Source organism: Kribbella sp. NPDC059898 (assembly GCF_042730855.1).
In the GTDB taxonomy this organism is placed as follows: Bacteria; Actinomycetota; Actinomycetes; order Propionibacteriales; family Kribbellaceae; genus Kribbella.
On the sequence record NZ_JBHWKR010000028.1, the window covers coordinates 1 to 19440 of the forward strand.

The 19440-nt window shown below is 68.6% G+C and carries 18 protein-coding genes; 10 read left to right on the top strand and 8 right to left on the bottom strand.

The features are described from left to right. Window positions 1-440: 440 nt before the first annotated feature. Genes ACFV9C_RS43325 through ACFV9C_RS43335 form a run of 3 tightly spaced genes read right to left on the bottom strand, consistent with a single transcriptional unit; the run spans window position 441 to window position 2035 of the window. Window positions 441-887, bottom strand: a complete 447-nt coding sequence (locus ACFV9C_RS43325; RefSeq protein ID WP_380203700.1) for an Imm1 family immunity protein — start codon at window positions 885-887, stop codon at window positions 441-443. Window positions 888-904: 17 nt separating this feature from the next. After that, complete coding sequence (locus ACFV9C_RS43330) at window positions 905-1756, bottom strand: DddA-like double-stranded DNA deaminase toxin (RefSeq protein WP_380203702.1); 852 nt, start codon at window positions 1754-1756, stop codon at window positions 905-907. Between the two features lie 18 nt (window positions 1757-1774). Further along, window positions 1775-2035, bottom strand: a complete 261-nt coding sequence (locus ACFV9C_RS43335; RefSeq protein ID WP_380203705.1) for a hypothetical protein — start codon at window positions 2033-2035, stop codon at window positions 1775-1777. A 637-nt stretch (window positions 2036-2672) separates the two neighbouring features. Here ACFV9C_RS43335 and ACFV9C_RS43340 point away from each other — a divergent pair. Next, the gene (locus ACFV9C_RS43340; RefSeq protein ID WP_380203707.1) at window positions 2673-3986 is read left to right on the top strand and encodes a hypothetical protein; all 1314 of its coding nucleotides are present in this window, start codon (window positions 2673-2675) and stop codon (window positions 3984-3986) included. On the opposite strand, the gene ACFV9C_RS43345 is transcribed toward ACFV9C_RS43340, so the two are convergent. Together ACFV9C_RS43345 and ACFV9C_RS43350 are read right to left on the bottom strand one after the other, a co-directional pair. Beyond that, the gene (locus ACFV9C_RS43345) at window positions 3972-5033 is read right to left on the bottom strand and encodes a hypothetical protein (RefSeq protein WP_380203709.1); all 1062 of its coding nucleotides are present in this window, start codon (window positions 5031-5033) and stop codon (window positions 3972-3974) included. The two genes, ACFV9C_RS43340 and ACFV9C_RS43345, sit on opposite strands and share 15 nt — an antisense overlap. Before the next feature lie 316 nt (window positions 5034-5349). Continuing rightward, complete coding sequence (locus ACFV9C_RS43350; protein WP_380203711.1) at window positions 5350-5973, bottom strand: hypothetical protein; 624 nt, start codon at window positions 5971-5973, stop codon at window positions 5350-5352. A gap of 421 nt (window positions 5974-6394) precedes the next feature. Between ACFV9C_RS43350 and kdpF the strand changes: the two genes are divergently transcribed. The 9 genes from kdpF (at window position 6395) to ACFV9C_RS43395 (ending at window position 16581) form a co-directional block, all read left to right on the top strand. Next, window positions 6395-6475 carry a K(+)-transporting ATPase subunit F gene (gene kdpF, locus ACFV9C_RS43355; RefSeq protein WP_329006097.1) on the top strand — a complete coding sequence of 27 codons (81 nt, stop codon included), beginning with the start codon at window positions 6395-6397 and terminating at the stop codon, window positions 6473-6475. Beyond that, window positions 6475-8136 carry a potassium-transporting ATPase subunit KdpA gene (gene kdpA / locus ACFV9C_RS43360; RefSeq protein ID WP_380203713.1) on the top strand — a complete coding sequence of 554 codons (1662 nt, stop codon included), beginning with the start codon at window positions 6475-6477 and terminating at the stop codon, window positions 8134-8136. The genes kdpF and kdpA overlap by 1 nt, the downstream gene beginning before the upstream one ends. 89 nt (window positions 8137-8225) lie before the next feature. Further along, entirely contained in the window at window positions 8226-10226 is a 2001-nt protein-coding gene (gene kdpB, locus ACFV9C_RS43365; RefSeq protein ID WP_380203795.1) for a potassium-transporting ATPase subunit KdpB, read from the top strand. A 13-nt stretch (window positions 10227-10239) separates the two neighbouring features. After that, window positions 10240-10863, top strand: coding sequence for a K(+)-transporting ATPase subunit C (gene kdpC / locus ACFV9C_RS43370; RefSeq protein ID WP_380203715.1), 624 nt, complete (start codon window positions 10240-10242; stop codon window positions 10861-10863). Window positions 10864-10870: 7 nt separating this feature from the next. Further along, window positions 10871-13429: a DUF4118 domain-containing protein gene (locus ACFV9C_RS43375; RefSeq protein ID WP_380203717.1), complete on the top strand. Its 2559-nt coding sequence runs from the start codon at window positions 10871-10873 to the stop codon at window positions 13427-13429. Further along, entirely contained in the window at window positions 13426-14103 is a 678-nt protein-coding gene (locus ACFV9C_RS43380) for a response regulator (RefSeq protein ID WP_380203719.1), read from the top strand. The genes ACFV9C_RS43375 and ACFV9C_RS43380 overlap by 4 nt, the downstream gene beginning before the upstream one ends. A gap of 144 nt (window positions 14104-14247) precedes the next feature. Next, window positions 14248-15090, top strand: a complete 843-nt coding sequence (locus ACFV9C_RS43385) for a hypothetical protein (RefSeq protein ID WP_380203721.1) — start codon at window positions 14248-14250, stop codon at window positions 15088-15090. Window positions 15091-15142: 52 nt separating this feature from the next. Beyond that, a complete protein-coding gene (locus ACFV9C_RS43390) occupies window positions 15143-15721 on the top strand; it encodes a TetR/AcrR family transcriptional regulator (RefSeq protein ID WP_380203723.1) in 579 nt (192 codons plus the stop codon). Then, entirely contained in the window at window positions 15721-16581 is an 861-nt protein-coding gene (locus ACFV9C_RS43395) for an alpha/beta fold hydrolase (protein ID WP_380203725.1), read from the top strand. Before ACFV9C_RS43390 ends, ACFV9C_RS43395 begins: the two co-directional genes overlap by 1 nt. On the opposite strand, the gene ACFV9C_RS43400 is transcribed toward ACFV9C_RS43395, so the two are convergent. The 3 genes from ACFV9C_RS43400 to ACFV9C_RS43410 form a co-directional block, all read right to left on the bottom strand. Next, a complete protein-coding gene (locus tag ACFV9C_RS43400; protein ID WP_380203727.1) occupies window positions 16532-17953 on the bottom strand; it encodes an aromatic amino acid ammonia-lyase in 1422 nt (473 codons plus the stop codon). The two genes, ACFV9C_RS43395 and ACFV9C_RS43400, sit on opposite strands and share 50 nt — an antisense overlap. 140 nt (window positions 17954-18093) lie before the next feature. Then, entirely contained in the window at window positions 18094-18339 is a 246-nt protein-coding gene (locus tag ACFV9C_RS43405) for a type B 50S ribosomal protein L31 (protein WP_380203729.1), read from the bottom strand. Beyond that, the gene (locus ACFV9C_RS43410; RefSeq protein ID WP_380203731.1) at window positions 18336-19409 is read right to left on the bottom strand and encodes a GTP-binding protein; all 1074 of its coding nucleotides are present in this window, start codon (window positions 19407-19409) and stop codon (window positions 18336-18338) included. Before ACFV9C_RS43410 ends, ACFV9C_RS43405 begins: the two co-directional genes overlap by 4 nt. Window positions 19410-19440 lie beyond the last annotated feature (31 nt).

Genomic DNA, 19440 nt, shown 5'->3' on the forward strand with positions numbered 1-19440 from the left:
ACCCGCGACCGTTCACCTGGACCAAGACCGCCGACCAGATCTTCGAACGACTCAACGCATATATTCAAAGGATTCCTGGCGGGGGACACTAGTACACCCCACGCGTGCTCCGCAGGTGCTCCGGTCGCTGCCGCTCCCTCCCGCACCTGCTCCGCGCGCTCCCACCCACCCCACCGGCTTAGCGCCGGCTCTTTGCCCGCTGCCGCGGGCGGGTTGCGAGCTGCCGCTCGCGAGTGACTGCTTGGCGAGCGCACTCTGTTGAGCCACTCGTGGTGAGTGGCGCGGGTACCTCCAGCTCGCCTGCGATCGGGCAACCGCGCGCTGGCCGCCGCAGTCGCCCACGGCAACTCAGACGGCAGCGGTCGCTGATCCCACGAACTCTGCTACGGCCCCTGATGAGTATTCACGGCCGTGGCTGCCAGTCGCCAAGGTACAAGCCGTCAGCTGACGGCCTCGGGCCATGCTCGCCACTCGAATGATCCCGGTCGTGCGCCGTTGCCGGAGACGAATTCCCGTGCCGCCCGGCGCACCTGCTCGATTGTGACTTCGGAGTCCTGCGGCCAGCCCTGGTCATGACCCGCGTAGTAGTAGAAGACCTCTTCGCGGCTGCTGACCTGCCCAGGTACGTACCAGCTGCCTTCCTGCGCACCGTCGTCACCGGCGTATCGAATGCCGCCGACGTTGGCCTCGGCGTGGAGGGCGACTCGCAACTCGTGGTCGGGTACGCCGGCCGCCACCAGAGGGCGGGCAGCGCTGTAGAGCGCGATGACTGAGTTGCCGAACGGTTCGGCCAGAACGGTATCGATCAGGGCGTCGACGTCGTCGGCATTCTTGAGCAGGGTCGGTCCGTCGCTGGGTCTGTAGTACGCCTCTACGGTCTTCGACATCTGTCGGTCGTCCGTTCTCACTCAGGTTTTGGATAGGTCTGCTTGAAGCCGTCTGGGCCGAAGATGGTCAAGGTACCTCCCGGTGGCAGGAACAGTTTCAGCAACTGGTCGCAGCCGAATCGGCCGGGACATGGGACCTTGTTGACTACGATCGTCTCGTGCATTAGTCCGCGCTCGCGCATGAACAGCGCGAACTTGGCCTCGACGTGCGATGCCACCATAGGGTCGGCGTCCTGGCGGCCGATCCGGTGCTCGCGCATGAACTCTTTGACCTGTTGGTAGTACGGGTCGTCGCCACTGCTGTCGCTGTTGCGTCGGCCGCTGGTGAGCGGGTGTTCTTTGTCATCGGCATCTTTCCAGATGCCTCGCGTCTTCGGACGGCCAACAGCCGACTCCTCCCGCTTCGGCAGCTTGCCGAACAACCGCCGTCCTTCTTCGTCGCTCACCCGCGCCGTCGGCGACTCGTCCTCGGGCCCCACCTCGTCGCCAGTACCTGCGGACTTGTTGGCTTTGGGCTCTTCGTGTCGCGGTTGTCCAGGAGACTGCTTTCGACCTGGGAAGAGCGGTCGGTTGTCCGCTGATCTTCGGGTTGGTTCGACGGTTCGGATGCCGCTGACCATCTGTTCGACCCACTGCTTGGCGCGAGCCTCTGCCATGGACAGGTGATGAGCAGCCTCCTCGCACCGCCGCGCTGCGTCATCGAGCTGCATGGCGGCCATGCGGGCGTTCGGGTTGCTGCTCTGGTTGCCGATCCAGGCCGCGGCGTCGCGACACTTCCTGGCTCGGTCATGCAAGTAGCCCACTGCTCGTGGTGCCTCGGTGAGACAGGCGAGCATCCGCTCAGCTACCCGCTGCAACTCGGACTGCATGCGCGCCGCCTCGGGCGGCTAGATCTGATCGGCGTAGCTACGGCACCCGGCTTCGGCGATCTGCAACGACTGAACAGCTTGGTCAACCGACTTCGCGGCGGCATCCAGCATGATGGCGATGTCTTGGTCTGCCCGCGTGGCGGTGCCGCGGATCAGGGCGTGAACCTGCTGGCTGGACTGCTCGAACCGCTGCTTGAACCCAGCCAGACTGGCTGCGCCCTGTCGCGACTGATCTGCTAGCGCATGCAACTGCATCTTCATCTGCTCGACTTGGGACATAACGGCCTGCCTCACTCGTGGTCATGTGTGGACGGGGCTGACCGGATGGCTTCTCGCCCAGGCACACTGCGCCCAACCACCCGGTCAGCCACGTGGCCGAGGAACCCGTCCGGACCTCGGCGTGGAGCGGCTGGCGCAGGACGGACTCGCTTCACGTCCCGCGCCAACCGGCTTGAGATCCCTGGCCGAGTCCTCCGCAGGGGACGAGACGGCTCGGACAGGGACCGATCCGAGGCGAATGTCGCCACAGGATTGCCGTTCAGGGGCCGGCTACGGCGGCGGCCGTCGTCATTCGCCGCGTAACTCTTCGGCGATGTCCCGCAGCATGAACAGGTACAAGACGGCTGCAAGCAGCCAGAGAGACCACATTTCCGGTATCACGTAGCGTCACCCCGATGTCACGGTTGCACTGTTGGTGACGAGAAGCTTGATGCCGTGCCAACTGACATCACCATGAATGACACAGGACAGATCTCTGCCATCCGACTGCCATTAGGTCGTGGGCGGCATCTGAGGGCATCTGGACGCCGACACGCCAGATGTCAGTCCTGACATTCGGCTGCCATCCGGCGGACGTTCGGCTGCCACAGCACGCGAGACCGACACATCGGGGACCTGGCTGACGTACGGTGAATGGGTGGCTACGGCGCAGCACAGAACGCTGCTCGAACAGATCGTCCACGAAGGATCGTGGACGATCGACGAGACATGCAGGGCGTTCGAGCGCAAGGCAGCGGAGATGGGCGAGTCGGCAACGCTCTCGCCCCGCCATCTTGCTCGGTGGATGAGCGGCGAGGTCGGCCAGGCACGACCGGCCACACGCCGCGTCGCCGAGGAATTCTGGGGACACCGTTTCGAGGTTCTGCTTGGTTCGGCCCAAGATTCGTTCGAGTTCGAGCGCTCCTGCGGAACGGCCGCGCCTGGCCTGTCCGTTGACGTCGAATCGTTGGAGGCAGCGGCAGTCATGGCCGCCCACGAGAGTTTCGAACACGCAGCCCGAACCGCCGGCACCGTCGACTCAGACGACATCGCGATGTTGCAGGAGTCGGTCCTGGCATTGGCCCGCGACTACCAGATCAAACCGCCGTTGCAGATGCTCATCGAGGCACGCCATATCCGTGATGTCGCCTATCTGTTGCTCGACAAGACTCGCATGCCGGCCCAGACCAGCGAGCTGTACCAAGTCGCCGGACAAGCCTGTGGCCTGCTCTCGGTCGTGTCGTTCGACCTCGCCCGCTGGGACGCTGCCGAGGAGCAGGCCCGCTCGGCACGTACATACGCCGAGCTGATCGGTGATGCCCACCTGCAAGCATGGGCACGTGGCACGCAGGCCGTCATTGCCAACTGGCGCGGGCAAAGCCGACGAGCGATCAGCCTGATCGAGAGCAGCGTTGAGAATGCGCCGGACGGAACCTCGACGGCGAGGTTGCGTGCCATCGAGGCACGAGCTTGGGCCGAACTCGGAAATCCGGATCGGGTCAAGGCTGCGTTGCGGCTGGCAGATGTCGAGATGGGTCGTGCACGCGACAACGAGCTGTATGGCGCGTCAGGTGGCGAGTTCGGGTGGGGACCTTCTCGGCATGCAGCCTGTGCCGGGACGGCGATATTGACGGTCGGCCAAGGCGAGGCTGCGGTGACTCGGATCAGCGATGCCATCAGCCTCATCCCGGAGGACCCGTTCGGTGGCCTTGCGCCGGCCCGTGCGCACGTCGATATGGCCGCCGCCGAGCTTCTGGCGGGGCGTCTTGATGCCAGTGCCGGCGCGCTCGACGCCGTATGGACGATCCCTGCGGCACTGCGCCGCCAAGGACTCACCGGAAGGATGGGACTCCTGTCACGCCAACTCGCGGGTCGGAACTGGCGTGACACCCCCGAAGCGATCGAACTGCGGGATCAGATCGAGGTCTTTACCGCAGAGGCTGCTTCTCAGCTCGCGCTACCCGGTGCGTGACGCCTGAGCTGCGTCCCAGGCGGCAAGGAGTTCAGCTTCTCGCTCGGGAGGCAGGCCGAGTTGGGATTGGCGCGGGTGGTCGATCAGTCCCTCGCGGTCGAGCGCTTCCTTGAAGTCTCGCATCGTGTCGCCGAACGGTCGGCAGACAAGCCCTGTCTCGGCCGCACGTCGACCGTCGACCTGCCAGGTGCCTCTGGCTGTTCGCCACAGCGGGACAGCGGTCCACTGACGGACGCCTTGCTCATCCAGCCATTGGGGATCGACCCAGACCGGTTGCGCACGGCGTCCTGTCAGCTCGAGGCAGGTGTCGATCAGCTCGCCGTAGGTTGCATGGCCGACTGGAGCCACCAGATTGAATGCGCCGTCCCGCTTGGTCTCGATCGCGTCGAGGATGAAGGTCGAGACGTCGCGAACGTCGATCGGCTGGATGGGTTCATCGGACGGTCCAGGTAGCAACCATCGGCCGCCGCGCTCAGCTCGCTGCACCAGCTTGAGTCCGCGTCCGACGTACTCACCTGGGCCCAGAATGACGCCTGGCCGCACTATCAGGCTGCGTTCGGCGCCTTGTACGGCGGCCGCCTCACAGCCTGACTTGAGCGTGCCGTACCGCTCGCCGATGGACATGCCGGCCAGCTCCGGAGAGGCCTCCGTGAGCGACGGCGAGGAAGGCCAGAGCGGCGATGATTCGTTCACCACGGATGCCGGCCAATCCCGATAGGCGCTGACGGTCGAGACGAGTACGTACTGGTCCACTCGTCTCGCCAACGCGTCAGTGACCAGCGCGATGTCAGGCGGCTCGTAGGCGCTGGTGTCGATCAAGGCGTCCCACGAACCGGACTCGGCCAGATGCCGAAGGCCTTCGGGGTTCCTGCGGTCGCCTCGGATGTGCAGGGCTCCCGCCGGGGGTCGGCCGCTCTGACCGCGTGAGAAGGCCGTCACCTCCCACCCGCGAGCCAACGCGTCGTCGATAAGTCTCTTCCCGAGGAACCAGCCGCCGCCGAGAACGAGGAGGCGCATCGCGGGGTTGGGTCGCCGATGGTTGCCCATGCACTGGAACTTACCTGTACGGCACGTCTGCCGCGCGCGGGAGCGGCCCCGTCATCTCATCACCACCCGCGCCACCCACCACACGGGTCTTCGTGCACCACCTCCGCCTAGTTGTCACTCGCGAGCGGCAGCTCGCAACCCGCCCGCGGCAGCGGGCAAAAGGGCCGGCGCTAAGCCGGTGGGGTGGGTGGGAGCGCGCGGAGCGGGTGCGGGAGGGAGCGGCAGCGACCGGAGCACCTGCGGAGCACGCGGGGGGCTAACCGCATCCTCCTTGGAGCGCGACCGATCCCTCACCGCGTTCGTTTCAGGCGGGGAGTTAGGCCCAGGTTTCGGCGTGGGTGGCTGTGCCGTTGGGGGCGATGAGTTCGGTGATGACGTCCTCGGCGTCCGCGTCGAGGGGCTCGAAGGGGGGTTCGGGGACTACGTAGGCGCGGGCGCCGGCGATGAGTTCGGTGCCGGGGAGGTCGAACCAGGCTTCGCCGACCTCGCGGCTGATTTCGTAGATGGCCTGTTCGGCGTTGTCGACGGGCTCGCGGTCGCCGGACTCGTCGAGTTCGGCGGGGTGGCGTTCCTGGGCGGCCCGGCCGGCTTCGAGGAGTTCGTCGAGGTCGACGATCCGGAGGTCGAAGCGCGAGACCACGCTGATCAGCTGGTCCGGCTCGGTCGCCTCGTCGTCTTCGTCGTCGGTCGAGTCGTCGAGCAGCAGGGCCGTCGTACCGGTGTGTTCGAAGACGGCGTCGTTCCAGTCCTCGACGACGCCTTCGAGGGCCGCGTTGTGCTCGAACAGGGTGGTGTGGTCCTCGTCGCCGGTCATCGCGAGCAGCGCGTCCGTGTGCGCCTGCAGTCGCTCGGCGAGTGTGCGGCTGGCCTCGGCCAGCGCGGCCCGGGTCTCCGCGGAGAAGAACTGCTCGGCGGGGGCGGGGGTGTCCAGTTCAGTCACGTGCGGAATCTTTCCTTCGCTCTCGGGTGGAGATGCCAGCCGTAAGTATGTGAGAAGCCTGTGAGAGGTGTGTCGGCGGGTGTGAGAGACCTGCGAGAACCCTCCTGACGGGGCAGTCAGCGGTGTGCAGTGAAGGCATGAGGAATTCTGCTGCGAGGTGGTGCCGTCATGGGTGACGTCATCTATCTCGCCGTCACCGTCGTCGTCTTCGCGGCCGTCTGGCTCGCGTTGCGTGGAGTGGAGAAGCTGTGAGCGCCGAGACTCTACTAATGCCGCGACTCCGTCGCGGCGCGTCATTGGGCTGTTGCTCCCGTCCTTCCCTCGTCGCTCCGGTCGCTCCGGTCGCTCCGGTCGCTCCGGTCGCTCCGGTCGCTCCGGTCGCTCCGCTCCCTCCGCTCCTCAGTCCAGGACGGGAGGCCCAATGACGATCGCCGGCCTGGTCGTGGCCGTTGCTCTGGTCCTCTATCTGATCGCCGCCCTGGTCTTTCCCGAGAGGTTCTGATGTCCGACACCGCAGCCGGCCTGTTACAGGTCGGCCTCCTACTCGCGTGCCTGGCGGCGGTGTACCGCCCGCTCGGTGGGTACATGGCCAGGGTCTACTCGTCCGGCAAGGACCTCCGGGTCGAGCGTTGGGCGTACAAGCTGTTCGGCGTCGACTCCAAGGCCGACCAGACGTGGGCCGTGTACGCCCGCTCGCTGCTCGCGTTCTCCGCCCTCAGCGTCGTGCTGCTGTACCTCCTGCAGCGCCTGCAGCACTGGCTGCCGCTGTCGCTCGGCCTGCCGAACGTACCGTCCGGCCTGGCGTTCAACACCGCCGCGTCGTTCGTCTCGAACACCAACTGGCAGAGCTACGTGCCGGAGGCGGTGATGGGCCACCTGGTCCAGTTCGCCGGCCTCGCGGTGCAGAACTTCCTGTCGGCGGCCGTCGGTATGACCGTCGCGGTCGCGCTGATCCGCGGGTTCGCCCGGTCGAAGACCGACCGGCTCGGCAACTTCTGGGTCGACCTGACCCGGACCTCGCTGCGGATCCTGCTGCCGATCGCGGTGATCGGCACGGTGGTGCTGGTCGCGACCGGCGTCGTACAGAACTTCTCCGCGGGCCACGAGGTCACCTCGGTCGTTGGTCAGACCCAGCATCTTCCCGGCGGCCCGGTGGCCAGCCAGGAGGTCATCAAGGAGCTCGGCACCAACGGCGGTGGCTACTACAACGCGAACTCCGCGCACCCGTACGAGAACCCGAACGGCCTGTCGAACCTGTTCGAGATCTTCCTGCTGCTGGTGATCCCGGTGTGCATCACCCGGACCTTCGGCCTGATGGTCAAGGACAAGCGCCAGGGGTACGCGATCCTCGGCGTGATGGCGACCATCTGGTCCGCGTTCGTCGTCCTCGCGACGCTCTTCGAGGTCCAGGGAGCGGGGACCGCGACCCAGGCGGCCGGTGCGGCGATGGAGGGCAAGGAGACGCGCTTCGGTGAATGGGCGTCGTCGCTGTTCGCGGTGTCCACGACCGGTACGTCGACCGGCGCCGTGAACTCGATGCACGACTCGTTCACGCCGCTCGGCGGCGGCGTACCGCTGTTCCACATGATGCTCGGCGAGGTGACACCGGGCGGTACCGGCACCGGGTTGTACGGCATCCTGGTGCTCGCCATCCTGACGGTGTTCGTCGCGGGGCTGATGGTCGGCCGTACGCCGGAGTACCTGAAGAAGAAGATCACCGCGCGCGAGATGAAGCTGGTCTCGCTGTACATCCTCGCGACGCCGACCGTCGTACTCGTCGGTGCGTCGATCGCGATGGGACTGGCGACCGCCCGGGCGTCGATCCTGAACACGGACAGCCCGCACGGCTTCTCCGAGGTGCTGTACGCGTTCACCTCGGCCGGTAACAACAACGGCAGCGCGTTCGCAGGGATCAGCGCCAACATCCCGTTCTACAACACGGCTCTCGGGCTGGTGATGCTGCTCGGCCGGTTCGTGCCGATCGTGTTCGCGTTGGCGCTGGCGGGATCGTTCGCCCAGCAGCAGCCGGTACCGGTGACCCAGGGCACGCTGCCCACCCACAAGGCCTTGTTCGTCACCATGCTCGTCGGTGTCGTACTGATCGTGACCGGCCTGACCTATTTCCCTGCACTGACTCTTGGACCCCTCGCGGAGGGACTGTGACCATCCAGACGATGACCCCGGCTCCGGCGCCGAAGCAGACTGCCGAGCAGGTGGTGAAGAAGGCGCCGTCGGGTGCGTTCGACCCGAAGATGCTGCTGACGTCCTTGCCGGACGCCCTCCGCAAGCTCGATCCGCGGGTGATGTGGAAGAACCCGGTGATGTTCGTGGTCGAGGTGGGCGCGGTGGCGTCCACGGTCAAGGCCGTCACCGACCCGAGTGTGTTCGTCTGGTGGATCGTGGTCTGGCTGTGGCTGACCGTGGTCTTCGCGAACCTCGCCGAGGCCGTCGCGGAAGGCCGGGGCAAGGCCCAGGCGGAGACCCTGCGCCGGGCCAAGACCGAGACCACCGCCCGCAGGCTGACGAAGGACGGTGCCGAGGAGGAGGTTCCCGCCACCCAGTTGCAGCTCGGCGACCGGGTCGTGGTCGAGGCCGGCCAGATCATCCCCGGCGACGGAGACGTCATCGAGGGCGTGGCGAGTGTCGACGAGTCGGCCATCACGGGCGAGTCGGCCCCGGTCATCCGGGAGTCCGGTGGCGACCGCAGTGCGGTCACCGGCGGTACCAAGGTGCTGTCGGACCGGATCGTCGTGAAGATCACCACCAAGCCCGGCGAGAGCTTCATCGACCGGATGATCGCGCTGGTCGAGGGCGCCTCGCGGCAGAAGACGCCGAACGAGATCGCACTGAACATCCTGCTCGCCAGCCTGACGATCGTGTTCCTGATCGCGACCGCGACGCTGCCGACGTTCGCGAACTACGCGCACACGAACCTGAGCATCGTGATCCTGGTGGCCCTGCTGGTCGCCCTGATCCCGACCACGATCGGCGCCTTGCTGTCCGCGATCGGGATCGCCGGCATGGACCGGCTGGTGCAGCGGAACGTACTGGCGATGTCCGGCCGCGCGGTCGAGGCCGCGGGTGACGTGAACACGCTGCTGCTGGACAAGACCGGCACGATCACGCTGGGCAACCGGCAGGCGGCCGAGTTCATCCCGGTCGCCGGGGTGTCCGACACCGAGCTGGCCGATGCGGCGCAGCTGTCCAGCCTGGCCGACGAGACGCCGGAAGGCCGGTCGATCGTCGTACTGGCGAAAACGGGTTACGGCCTGCGTGAGCGGCACACCGGAGAGTTGCCGCATGCAACGTTCGTGGAGTTCACCGCGCAGACCCGGATGAGCGGGGTCGACGTCGACAACCGGCAGGTCCGCAAAGGCGCAGCGGGCGCGGTCAACGCCTGGATCGGCGAACACGGTGGTACGGCGGATGCCAAGCTCGGCGAGATCGTCGACGGTATCTCCGCGTCCGGCGGTACGCCGCTGGTCGTTGCCGAGAGCATCGACGGTACGGCGCGGGCGCTCGGCGTGATCCACCTCAAGGACGTGGTCAAGGCCGGGATGCGGGAGCGGTTCGACGAGATGCGCCGGATCGGCATCCGGACCGTGATGATCACCGGCGACAACGCGCTGACCGCGAAGGCGATCGCCGACGAGGCCGGGGTCGACGACTTCCTGGCCGAGGCGACGCCCGAGGACAAGATGGCGCTGATCAAGAAGGAGCAGGAGGGCGGTCGGCTGGTCGCGATGACCGGTGACGGCACCAACGACGCGCCCGCGCTCGCGCAGGCCGACGTCGGCGTCGCGATGAACACCGGTACGTCGGCCGCGAAGGAGGCCGGCAACATGGTCGACCTGGACTCGAACCCGACCAAGCTGATCGAGATCGTCGAGATCGGCAAGCAGTTGCTGATCACCCGCGGTTCGCTGACCACGTTCTCGATCGCGAACGACGTGGCGAAGTACTTCGCGATCCTGCCGGCGCTGTTCGCGGCGGCGTACCCGGGTCTGGACAAGCTGAACGTGATGGGGCTGCACTCGCCGAAGTCGGCGATCGTGTCCGCCATCGTGTTCAACGCGATCATCATCGTGCTGCTGGTGCCGCTGGCGCTGCGCGGCGTCCGGTACCGGCCGTCGTCGGCCTCGGCCATGCTCCGCCGCAACCTGCTGATCTACGGCATCGGCGGTCTGGTCAGCCCGTTCATCGGCATCAAGCTCATCGACCTGGTGATCTCGCTGATCCCGGGTCTCCGCTGAAAGGTATTTGTCAATGGCAAGCAATCTCCCCGGCTCGGTACGGCAGTTCGGGGTCGCGATCCGGGCCCTGCTGGTGTTCACCGTGGTCCTCGGCATCGCCTATCCGCTGGTCATGACCGGCGTCGCCCAGGCACTGTTCCACGGGAAGGCGAACGGCTCGGTCATCCAGGTGAACGGCAAGGACGTCGCGTCCGGCCTGATCGGTCAGGCGTACACGATGGACAGCGGGAAGAAGGACGACAAGGGCAACGCGATCATGGTCGCCGACCCGAAGTGGTTCCAGACCCGTCCGTCCGCGAGCGCGTATGACGGGGCCGCCAGCGGCGGGTCGAACCTCGGTCCGAACAACGCCGACCTGGTCTCGGCGATCGACGAACGGCGCAAGGCGGTCGCGGCGCTGGACGGCGTCGAGGAGTCGCAGGTCCCGCCGGACGCGGTGACGGCCAGCGGCAGCGGTCTCGACCCGGACATCAGCCCGGCGTACGCCGCGATCCAGGTCGATCGGGTGGCGCGCGAGCGCGGGTTGTCCGTGGACCAGGTGAAGCAACTGGTGAAGGACAACACGCACGGTCGCGTACTGGGCTTCCTGGGGGAGCCTTACGTCAATGTCGTCACGCTCAACGCGGCGCTGGCATGATCGCAGTATGAAGCGCGGGCACCTACGGGTCTATCTCGGTGCCGCGCCCGGTGTCGGCAAGACGTACAAGATGCTGGGCGAGGGCCAGCGCCGGCGTGCCCGCGGGACCGATGTCGTCGCCGGGTTCGTCGAGACGCACGGCCGGGAGCACACGGCCGAGATGCTCGACGGGATCGAGGTGGTGCCGCGGCGGATCGTCGACTACCGCGGTGCCAGCTTCACGGAGATGGACCTGGACGCCGTCCTCGCCCGGCGCCCGGAGGTCGCGCTGGTCGACGAGCTGGCGCACACGAACATCCCGGGCAGCCGAAACGAGAAGCGCTGGCAGGACATCGAGGAGCTGCTGGCCGCCGGGATCGACGTGATCTCGGCCGTCAACATCCAGCACCTCGAGTCGATCAACGACGTGGTCGAGAAGATCACCGGCGTACCGCAGCAGGAGACGGTCCCGGACCGGGTGGTCCGGGCCGCGGACCAGATCGAGCTGGTCGACATGACGCCGGAGGCGCTGCGCCGGCGGATGGCGCACGGCAACGTGTACGCCGCCGACAAGATCGACGCTGCCCTGGGCAACTACTTCCGGGTCGGCAACCTGTCCGCGCTCCGGGAGCTCGCGCTGCTCTGGCTGGCGGACCGGGTGGACGCCGGCCTGCAGCAGTACCGCGCCGAGCACGACATCGACTCCACCTGGGAGGCCCGGGAGCGGGTCGTGGTCGCGCTCACCGGTGGTCCCGAGGGCGAGACGCTGATCCGGCGGGCTGCCAGGATCGCGGCACGGTCCTCCGGCGGGGACCTGCTCGCCGTCCATGTCGCCCGCTCCGACGGGCTGACGGGCGCTAACCCGAGCAAGCTCGCCGAGCAACGGAACCTGGTCGAGCAGCTCGGCGGCACCTATCACCAGGTGGTCGGCGACGACATCCCGGCCGCGCTGCTGACCTTCGCGAAGGCCGAGAACGCGACCCAGTTGGTGCTCGGCGGCAGCCGGCGTTCGCGGTTCGGGTCGCTGTTCACCGGGCCGGGGATCGGCGCCACCACGATCCGCGACTCGGGCGAGATCGACGTACACATCGTCACGCACTCGCTGATGGGCCAGGGGCGGCTGCCGCGGCTGCGGGGGAGCTTGTCGCGGAAGCGGAAGATCCAGGGGTTCGTACTGGCGATCGTCCTGCAGCCGCTGCTCGCGCTGGTCCTCGGGCTCGGCGGCGACACGCTGAACCTGACCAGCAACGTGCTGGCGTTCCTGCTCGCGGTCGTGATCGTGGCCCTGGTCGGCGGTATGTGGCCGGCGATGCTGACCGCGATCGCGGGATCGCTGGTCCTGAACTGGTTCTTCACACCGCCGAAGCGGACATTCACGATCGCCGAGTTGAACAACGCGCTGGCGCTGCTGATCTTCATCCTCGTCGCGGCGATGGTGAGTACGGTCGTCGACCGGGCGGCGCGGCGGACCAGACAGGCGGCCCGGGCGGCCGCGGAGTCGGAGACTCTGGCGACCCTGGCCGGTTCGGTACTGCGGGGCGAGACCGCGCTGCCCGCCCTGCTGGAGCGGGTGCGCGAGGCGTTCGGGATGACCGGCGCGTGCCTGATGGAACGGGTCGACGAGGACGAGCTGACCGAGGAATGGCGGCCGATCGCGTCCACCGGCGTACTCACGTGCACCCGGCCGGAGGAGGCCGACGCGGAGATTCCGGCGCGCGACGACCTGGTGCTGGTGCTGCAGGGGCATCAGCTGGAGGCAGATGAACGCCGGTTGGTCGGCGCGTTCGCGGCGCACGCGGCGGCGCTCGTCGATCGGGCCCGGTTGAGCGAGGCGGCCGCGGAGGCGAAGCCGCTGGCAGAGGCCGACAAGCTGCGTACGGCGTTGCTCCGGGCGGTCGGGCACGACCTGCGCTCCCCGTTGGCGTCGGCGAAGGCGTCGGTGACGTCGCTGCGCAGCGACGACGTGGAGTGGAGCGAGTCCGAGCGGGCCGAGCTGCTGGAGACCGCGGACGAGTCGCTGGACCGGTTGTCGCGGCTGGTGGACAACCTGCTGGATCTCAGTCGCCTGCAGGCCGGCGTACTGCCGGTGTTCACGCGGCCGATGGCGCTCGACGAGATCCTCCCCGGCGTACTGTCCGAACTCGGGGACGACGCGGACCGGGTGACCGTCGACATCCCGCACACGCTGCCGCTGGTCGAGGCGGATCCGGCGCTGCTCGAGCGCGTGGTCGCGAACCTGCTCGCGAACGCGATCCGGTACTCGCCGCCCGGACGGCCGCCGCTGGTCACCGGGAGCGCGCTCGGCGCCACCGTCGAGGTCCGGGTGATCGACCGTGGTCCGGGGATCCCGCGGCAGGACCGGGACCGGGTGTTCGCGCCGTTCCAGCGGCTCGGCGACACCGACAACACGGTCGGCGTCGGGCTCGGGCTGGCCCTCGCCCGCGGACTCGCCGAGGCGATGCACGGCACGCTGCAGCCGGAGGACACGCCAGGTGGTGGACTGACGATGGTCGTCTCGATCCCAGCAGCCCAAGCACCGGACGCCCCGGTTCCAGGCGTCCGCGAGAGATCAGGGGAGATCGAGTGACCAGGGTTCTCGTGGTTGACGACGAGCCGCAGATCGTGCGGGCGTTGCAGATCAACCTGAAGGCACGGGGGTACGAGGTGCACCTGGCCGGCACCGGTACGTCGGCGTTGAAGGTGGCGGCGCAGCACCCGCCGGAGCTGGTGATCCTGGACCTCGGGCTGCCGGACTTCGACGGCGTCGACGTGATCCGCGGGCTGCGCGGGTGGACCGACGCGCCGATCCTGGTGCTGTCCGGGCGGACCGACCAGACCGACAAGGTGGAGGCGCTGGACGCCGGCGCCGACGACTACGTGACCAAGCCGTTCGGGATCGACGAGCTGCTCGCCCGCATGCGCGCCGTACTGCGCCGCAGCAACATCGCCCAGGACCAGCCGATGGTCACCGTCGGCGGCATCGCGGTCGACCTCGCCGCGAAGCGCGTCACGCTGGAGAACGGCGAGGACATCCGCCTCACCCCGACCGAGTGGCACCTGCTGGAGGTGCTCGTCCGCAACCCCGGCAAGCTGCTGTCGCAACGCCAGCTGCTCACCGAGGTCTGGGGCCCCGGCTACGAGACCGCGAGCGGCAACCTGCGCTTCTACATGGGCCAGCTCCGCCGCAAACTCGAACCCGACCCCGCCCGCCCGAAGCACCTCCTCACCGAACCAGGCATGGGCTACCGCTTCGAGCCGTGATGCGGATCCCCAGGCCATCACAACCGCGTTCGCCGTGTGATCGCCACGCTCAGCAGATGCTGGACGGGCCGATTGTGATGGCCTGGAGATCCGCTGTCCGATTCGTTCAAGACAGTGCGGGACGTTTCGGGGCAGGGTTAGGCCATGGACATGTACACGGCAGCACGGGACTTCGTACGGCGGGATGCTCGACTGGTCGAGCGGCGGCTCTTCGCGACGGTCTTCGAGGGGGCTGATCCGACCGGCGTGGTGGATGCGTTGCGCGGGTTCCAGAACGCCGACGGGGGCTTCGGGTGGGGGCTGGAGCCGGACAAGCGGTGCCCGGACAGCCTGCCGCTCGACGTCGAGGTCGCGTTCGACACGCTGCTCGCGGCCGGTGCCCGTGACGACGACATGGTCCGGCGGGCGGCCGACTGGCTCGCCACGGTCGCGACGCCGGACGGCGCCGTACCGCTGTGCGGCCCGGCCGTCGAGGGGTACCCGCGGGCCGAGCACATCACCGAATGGACGTACCAGCCCGGCCTGAACCCGACCGCTGGACTCGTCGGCCGGCTGCACCAGTTGGGCATCGAGCACCCGTGGCGCGACAAGGCCGCCGCCTGGTGTGAGGCCGAGCTCGCGAACGGCCTCCCGGAGGACGCGCACGGCATGAGCGAGGTACTCCAGTTCCTCGCACCCCAGGAGGACGTCGACCTCGACCGGATCCGCGAGTGGCTCCCGAAGCTCGCGCACTTCCGCGCCGACGCGGCCGACCCGTCGTACGGCGTGACGCCGCTGGGGTTCGCGCCGACGCCGGACAGCGTCTGGCGACCGCTCTTCACCGACGAACAGCTCGACGCCCACCTCGACCGCCTGATCGCCGACCAGCAAGCCGACGGCGGCTGGGCCATCACCTGGGAACCGCCGGGCCCCGCCGCGGTCCTCGAGTACCGCGGCATCGTCACCGTCGGCGCCCTCCGCACACTCAAGGCCTACAACCGCCTCTGACCGCTATAGTGCGTGTTGCGCATAATTGCGTGCCACGCACTATAGTGGTGGCATGACCGGTCTTCGGGAACGCAAGAAGCTCGCCACCCGGCGGGCGATCGGGATCGCGGCGATGCGCCTCGCGGTCGAGCGCGGCCTGGAGAACGTGCTCGTCGAGGACATCGCCACGGCGGCCGGTGTGTCGCCGCGGACCTACAACAACTACTTCGCGAACAAGTACGAGGCGATCTGCTCGCTGGCGGCGGATCGCGCCACCCGGACCGGCTGGGCGCTGCGTGCGCGCCCAGCCGGCGAGCCGTTGTGGGACGCCATCCGGGCGAGTGTGCTCGCGGAGTACGAGGCCGGTGACCCGGACCCGGAGTGGGTTGCCGGTGTCCGGCTGGTCACGAGTGCGCCGGAGTTGCAGGGGGAGTACCTCAAGGCCCGGAACGCGATGGAGCGTGAGTTGGCCGCCGCCATCGCCGCCCGCGCGGGCGCCGGGCTGATGCCGGTCGTCGTCGCCGCGGCGGTCAATGCCACGGCCGAGCTGGCCGTGTCGCGCTGGCTGGACGCGGGCGGCGCGGAAACGATCCACAGCTCCGTCGAGAACGCGTTGGACGAACTCGAATCGATCATCGGAAGGCCGCAATGATGCTTGCCGTACCTGGTGCCGAGCTGTACTACGAGACCGCGGGCAGCGGCCCGCTCGTCCTGCTGATCCCGGGCGGCAACGGCGACACCCTGCCGTACGCCGGCCTGCTCCGGCTGCTCTCCGACGAGTACACCGTCGTCGCGTACAACCGCCGCGGGTTCTCGCGCAGCCCGATCGTTGGTCCGGTCAACGCCGAAGGCAGGCTGGACGCGGATGCGGACGATGCCCTGGCGCTGATCGGGCACCTCGGCTCCGGACCTGCGCACGTGTTCGGCAGCAGTTCGGGCGCGATCGTCGCTCTGCGGCTGCTCACCCGTTCGCCGGAGCACGTCGCGACGTTGATCAGCCACGAGCCGCCGCTCGCCAAGCTGCTGCCGGACGGCGACGAGTGGCTCGCGTTCCTCGACGAGCTGTACGACGCCTGGCGCGCGGACGGCCCGGCCGAGGCGATGCGCCGGTTCGGTGAGCGCATCCTCGGGGTGACCGAGGACGACTCGTCCGACCGGTTCGCGGCGCTCCCCGACGAGCAGCGCACCGAGCTGATGCAGCGGATGGGTGCGAACCTGAACTTCTGGTTCGAGTACGAGCTGAAGACCTACCCGCGCTACGAGCCCGACCTGACGGTGCTGTCCGGGCTGACGGATCGGCTGGTGCTTGCCGGGGGCAAGGAGTCCCGCGGGCTGTTCCCGTACCGCCCGAACACCGTGCTCGCCGAACGCCTCGGGCTGCAGGTCGTGGACTTCCCCGGCAACCACATCGGGTACGCCACACACCCGGTCGAGTTCGCCGCGCAGCTCCGCGCGCTGCTGGCTAGCCGGACTCGGCCGGATGCTCGACCTGCCGATCGCCCCACTGGGTGAGCAGGCCGCGGGCGATCTCGAGGTCCTCGCGGAGGGAGCGGTCGGTGAGGTCGCCCGGGAGCGCGGCGAGCGCGTCGGCCAGCCACGGGCCGACGGACGCGGGGGACAGGTCGTCGGGGGTGAGTCCGGCGAGCCGGATCGCGCGGACCGCGGTGACGAGTTCGCTGGCGAGGACCTCGCGGAGCGCGTCCAGGAGCTGCTTGGTCAGTACGGCGGCCTGCGGGGCGAAGCTTGCGTGCAGTTCGGCGCCGCGGGACAAGGTCGCCGTACCGAGGGTTGCGGGCTGGGCGGCGGAGCGGACCGCGGCGAGCGCGTCGTGCGCGACGTACTCGATCATCATCACGCCCGAGCTCGCCTCGGCGCCGCTGGCGAGGAAGCGGCTGAGGCCGGTGTAGTCCGGGTCGACCAGGTTCGCGACCCGGGTGGTGGAGAGGGTCGCGACGCTGTGCAGACTGAGCCGGAGCGAGTCCAGCGCGAGCGCGATCGGCATCGCGTGCCAGTTGCCGTTGTGCAGCACGGTGTCGCCGGCCACCAGCGGGTTCTCCGCGGCCGCGTTGATGTCGATCCGCACGCTGTTGCCCAGGGCATCGGAGTGGTCGACGGCCGGTCCTAGTACCTGCGCGAAAGCCCTTATTCCGAAGGGGTCCTGGATGCGGGCGGGTGTGAGCGGCAGGCCGTCGAGCAGCTCGCGCATCCGGCGGGCGACGCGCAGCTGCCCGGGTTGCGGACGGGCCTCGTGGACGCGGGCGTCGTACACCTCGGCGTTGCCGCGGAGCGCGACGTGTGACAGGGCGCCGACCAGCGGTACGACCTCGATCAGCGTGGACGCCTCGACATACGCGAGGCAGCATTCCGCGAGCGTGAACGCGTTGCTGGACAGCAGCGGGAGTGCGCTGGTGCCGTCGATGACGTCGCCGAGCGCGAGCCCGAGTTCGGCGAGCGGGCCGAGGTCGCCGGTGCCGATCGCGCCGCCACGGTGCAGGTCGGGCAGGTCGTCGTCGTTGAGCAGGCCAACGATCGCGTCGGCGACCGCCGGGTCGAGTCCCGAGCCGCCGGCCGCGAGCTGGTTCAGCCGGATCAGCAGCCCGAGCCGGACCACGTCCTTCGGGTACGACGTCGTACCGGTCGTCGAATGCGACGCGAGCAGCCGCGCGCCGTGCTCCGGGTCGGACGTGAGTACGTCGCGGTTCGCCCCGACCCCGGTGGTCCGCCCGTACACCGGCCGCCGCGCCGCCACCTCGGCGACCACCTGCGCCGACTCGCGCATCCGTTTCCGCGCGTCGTCGCTCAGCCGCACCGCCGTCCGCCGCTGCCCCAGCGCGACAGCGTCGAGCGGCGCCAAGCCGGCACCCGAGAGCTCGACCGGTTCCATCTGCACAGTGTGGAACCGGCAGCCGCCCCGCGACACCCGGCGCGCGGGTTCCTCCGTCTCGAATCCGAGACGCCCAGGGTTGGGGGAAAAGAACAGCCCGTCATCCTCGGGTGGGATGACGGGCTGGTTGTTGGCGCGGGTTACTTCTGGCCGTAGCGCCTCTTGAACTTCTCCACGCGGCCCTGGGTGTCCATCACGCGCTGCTGGCCCGTGTAGAACGGGTGGCTCGCGGACGAGATCTCGACGTCGACGACGGGGTAGGTGTTCCCGTCCGTCCAGACGACGGTCTCGGTGCTCTGGCGGGTCGAACCGGTGAGGAAGCTGAAGTTGCCGGACTTGTCCCGGAAGACGACCCGGCGGTAGTCGGGGTGGATGTCCTTCTTCATGCTGCGGTACTTCCTTCCAAGTAGGGAGCGAACGGGTCGGTCAGGGGGTGGACCGCTTCGTCCGCACGGAGTACACAACCGTCGAGGAGGCGCTGTAATTCCCGGACGTCCAGCGCGGGACCGGTCAGCGACAGGTACGACGCGCGGTCGCCGTACTCGGGGTGCCACTCGAGCGCCGACCGGGCCTGGTGCTGCTGCCCGACGGAGGGCCAGCGGTCCGCCGGGAGGTCGGCCAGCCACGGGCCGAGTACGCCGAACACGACGTTCGTGCCGAAGCTGTCCCAGCTGACGCGGTGCCGGTGCTGGGTCGCGATCCAGAGCGTCCCGCGGCCGCGGACCGTACCGGCGACCAGGTCCTCGAGGGCGTCGTACAGCCGCTCCGGATGGAACGGGCGCGCCGCCTGCCAGACGAGCGTCAGCCCGTCCGCCGGCGCGGCGACAGAGCCGGGCTCGATGGTCCGGGGGAGCTGGGGGCGTACGTCGAGGAGCCCTGCCGGGCTGGTGCGGGTCGTGAGGCGCGGGTTGATCGCCTGGAGGAGTCGGGCGGTGGGTTCGTCGGCGGTGCTGAGGACGGCGGCGTCGGCGTACTCGAGTTGCCGTACGACGACCTCCGCGGTCGCGCGCCCGTCCTCGGCAGCGGTCGGGATGCCGCGCTCGCGGAGCAGGTCCTCCCCTTGCAGGTCCGTCAGGACAGTTGCGGTGTCGACGCTGGTGAGGACGCGGTCGAGGCGGAGGTCGGGGTGCTGGTCGATCTCGGTCGCGATCGCGTGCGTGTCGCCGGCGGCCGGTACGTTGACGATCGCGACGGCGTACCGCTCGACGGCCGCGATGCTCGCGAGCAGCTGGACGAGGGACCCGCGCATCGCGCAGGAGACGCACGGGTGGGCCATCGTGATGACCTCACGGTCGATCACTCCGGTGGCGGTCCGGGCGGTACGGACGACCGCGGTCAGGTCGCGTACGTCGTACTCCACCAGCACGCCGGCCGGCCCGGCCTCGGCCAGCAGGTTGCCCGCGACGGCCCCGCGGAACCCGTCGTCGAGCCCCGTCAGCAAGGTCACCGGCAGCATCGACTCTCCTCGTCTTATTGAAAACGATAAC

What these genes read in the sequence shown, in the direction of transcription:
- ACFV9C_RS43390 (WP_380203723.1), top strand. Translation starts at nt 15,143, where the DNA reads ATGACCGGTCTTCGGGAACGCAAGAAGCTCGCCACCCGGCGGGCGATC.
- ACFV9C_RS43400 (WP_380203727.1), bottom strand. Translation starts at nt 17,953, where the DNA reads ATGGAACCGGTCGAGCTCTCGGGTGCCGGCTTGGCGCCGCTCGACGCT.
- ACFV9C_RS43345 (WP_380203709.1), bottom strand. Translation starts at nt 5,033, where the DNA reads ATGGGCAACCATCGGCGACCCAACCCCGCGATGCGCCTCCTCGTTCTC.
- ACFV9C_RS43330 (WP_380203702.1), bottom strand. Translation starts at nt 1,756, where the DNA reads ATGCAGTCCGAGTTGCAGCGGGTAGCTGAGCGGATGCTCGCCTGTCTC.
- ACFV9C_RS43375 (WP_380203717.1), top strand. Translation starts at nt 10,871, where the DNA reads ATGAAGCGCGGGCACCTACGGGTCTATCTCGGTGCCGCGCCCGGTGTC.
- kdpB (WP_380203795.1), top strand. Translation starts at nt 8,226, where the DNA reads ATGCTGCTGACGTCCTTGCCGGACGCCCTCCGCAAGCTCGATCCGCGG.
- ACFV9C_RS43405 (WP_380203729.1), bottom strand. Translation starts at nt 18,339, where the DNA reads ATGAAGAAGGACATCCACCCCGACTACCGCCGGGTCGTCTTCCGGGAC.
- ACFV9C_RS43325 (WP_380203700.1), bottom strand. Translation starts at nt 887, where the DNA reads ATGTCGAAGACCGTAGAGGCGTACTACAGACCCAGCGACGGACCGACC.
- ACFV9C_RS43385 (WP_380203721.1), top strand. Translation starts at nt 14,248, where the DNA reads ATGGACATGTACACGGCAGCACGGGACTTCGTACGGCGGGATGCTCGA.
- kdpA (WP_380203713.1), top strand. Translation starts at nt 6,475, where the DNA reads ATGTCCGACACCGCAGCCGGCCTGTTACAGGTCGGCCTCCTACTCGCG.
- ACFV9C_RS43395 (WP_380203725.1), top strand. Translation starts at nt 15,721, where the DNA reads ATGCTTGCCGTACCTGGTGCCGAGCTGTACTACGAGACCGCGGGCAGC.
- ACFV9C_RS43335 (WP_380203705.1), bottom strand. Translation starts at nt 2,035, where the DNA reads ATGTCCCAAGTCGAGCAGATGAAGATGCAGTTGCATGCGCTAGCAGAT.
- kdpF (WP_329006097.1), top strand. Translation starts at nt 6,395, where the DNA reads ATGACGATCGCCGGCCTGGTCGTGGCCGTTGCTCTGGTCCTCTATCTG.
- kdpC (WP_380203715.1), top strand. Translation starts at nt 10,240, where the DNA reads ATGGCAAGCAATCTCCCCGGCTCGGTACGGCAGTTCGGGGTCGCGATC.
- ACFV9C_RS43410 (WP_380203731.1), bottom strand. Translation starts at nt 19,409, where the DNA reads ATGCTGCCGGTGACCTTGCTGACGGGGCTCGACGACGGGTTCCGCGGG.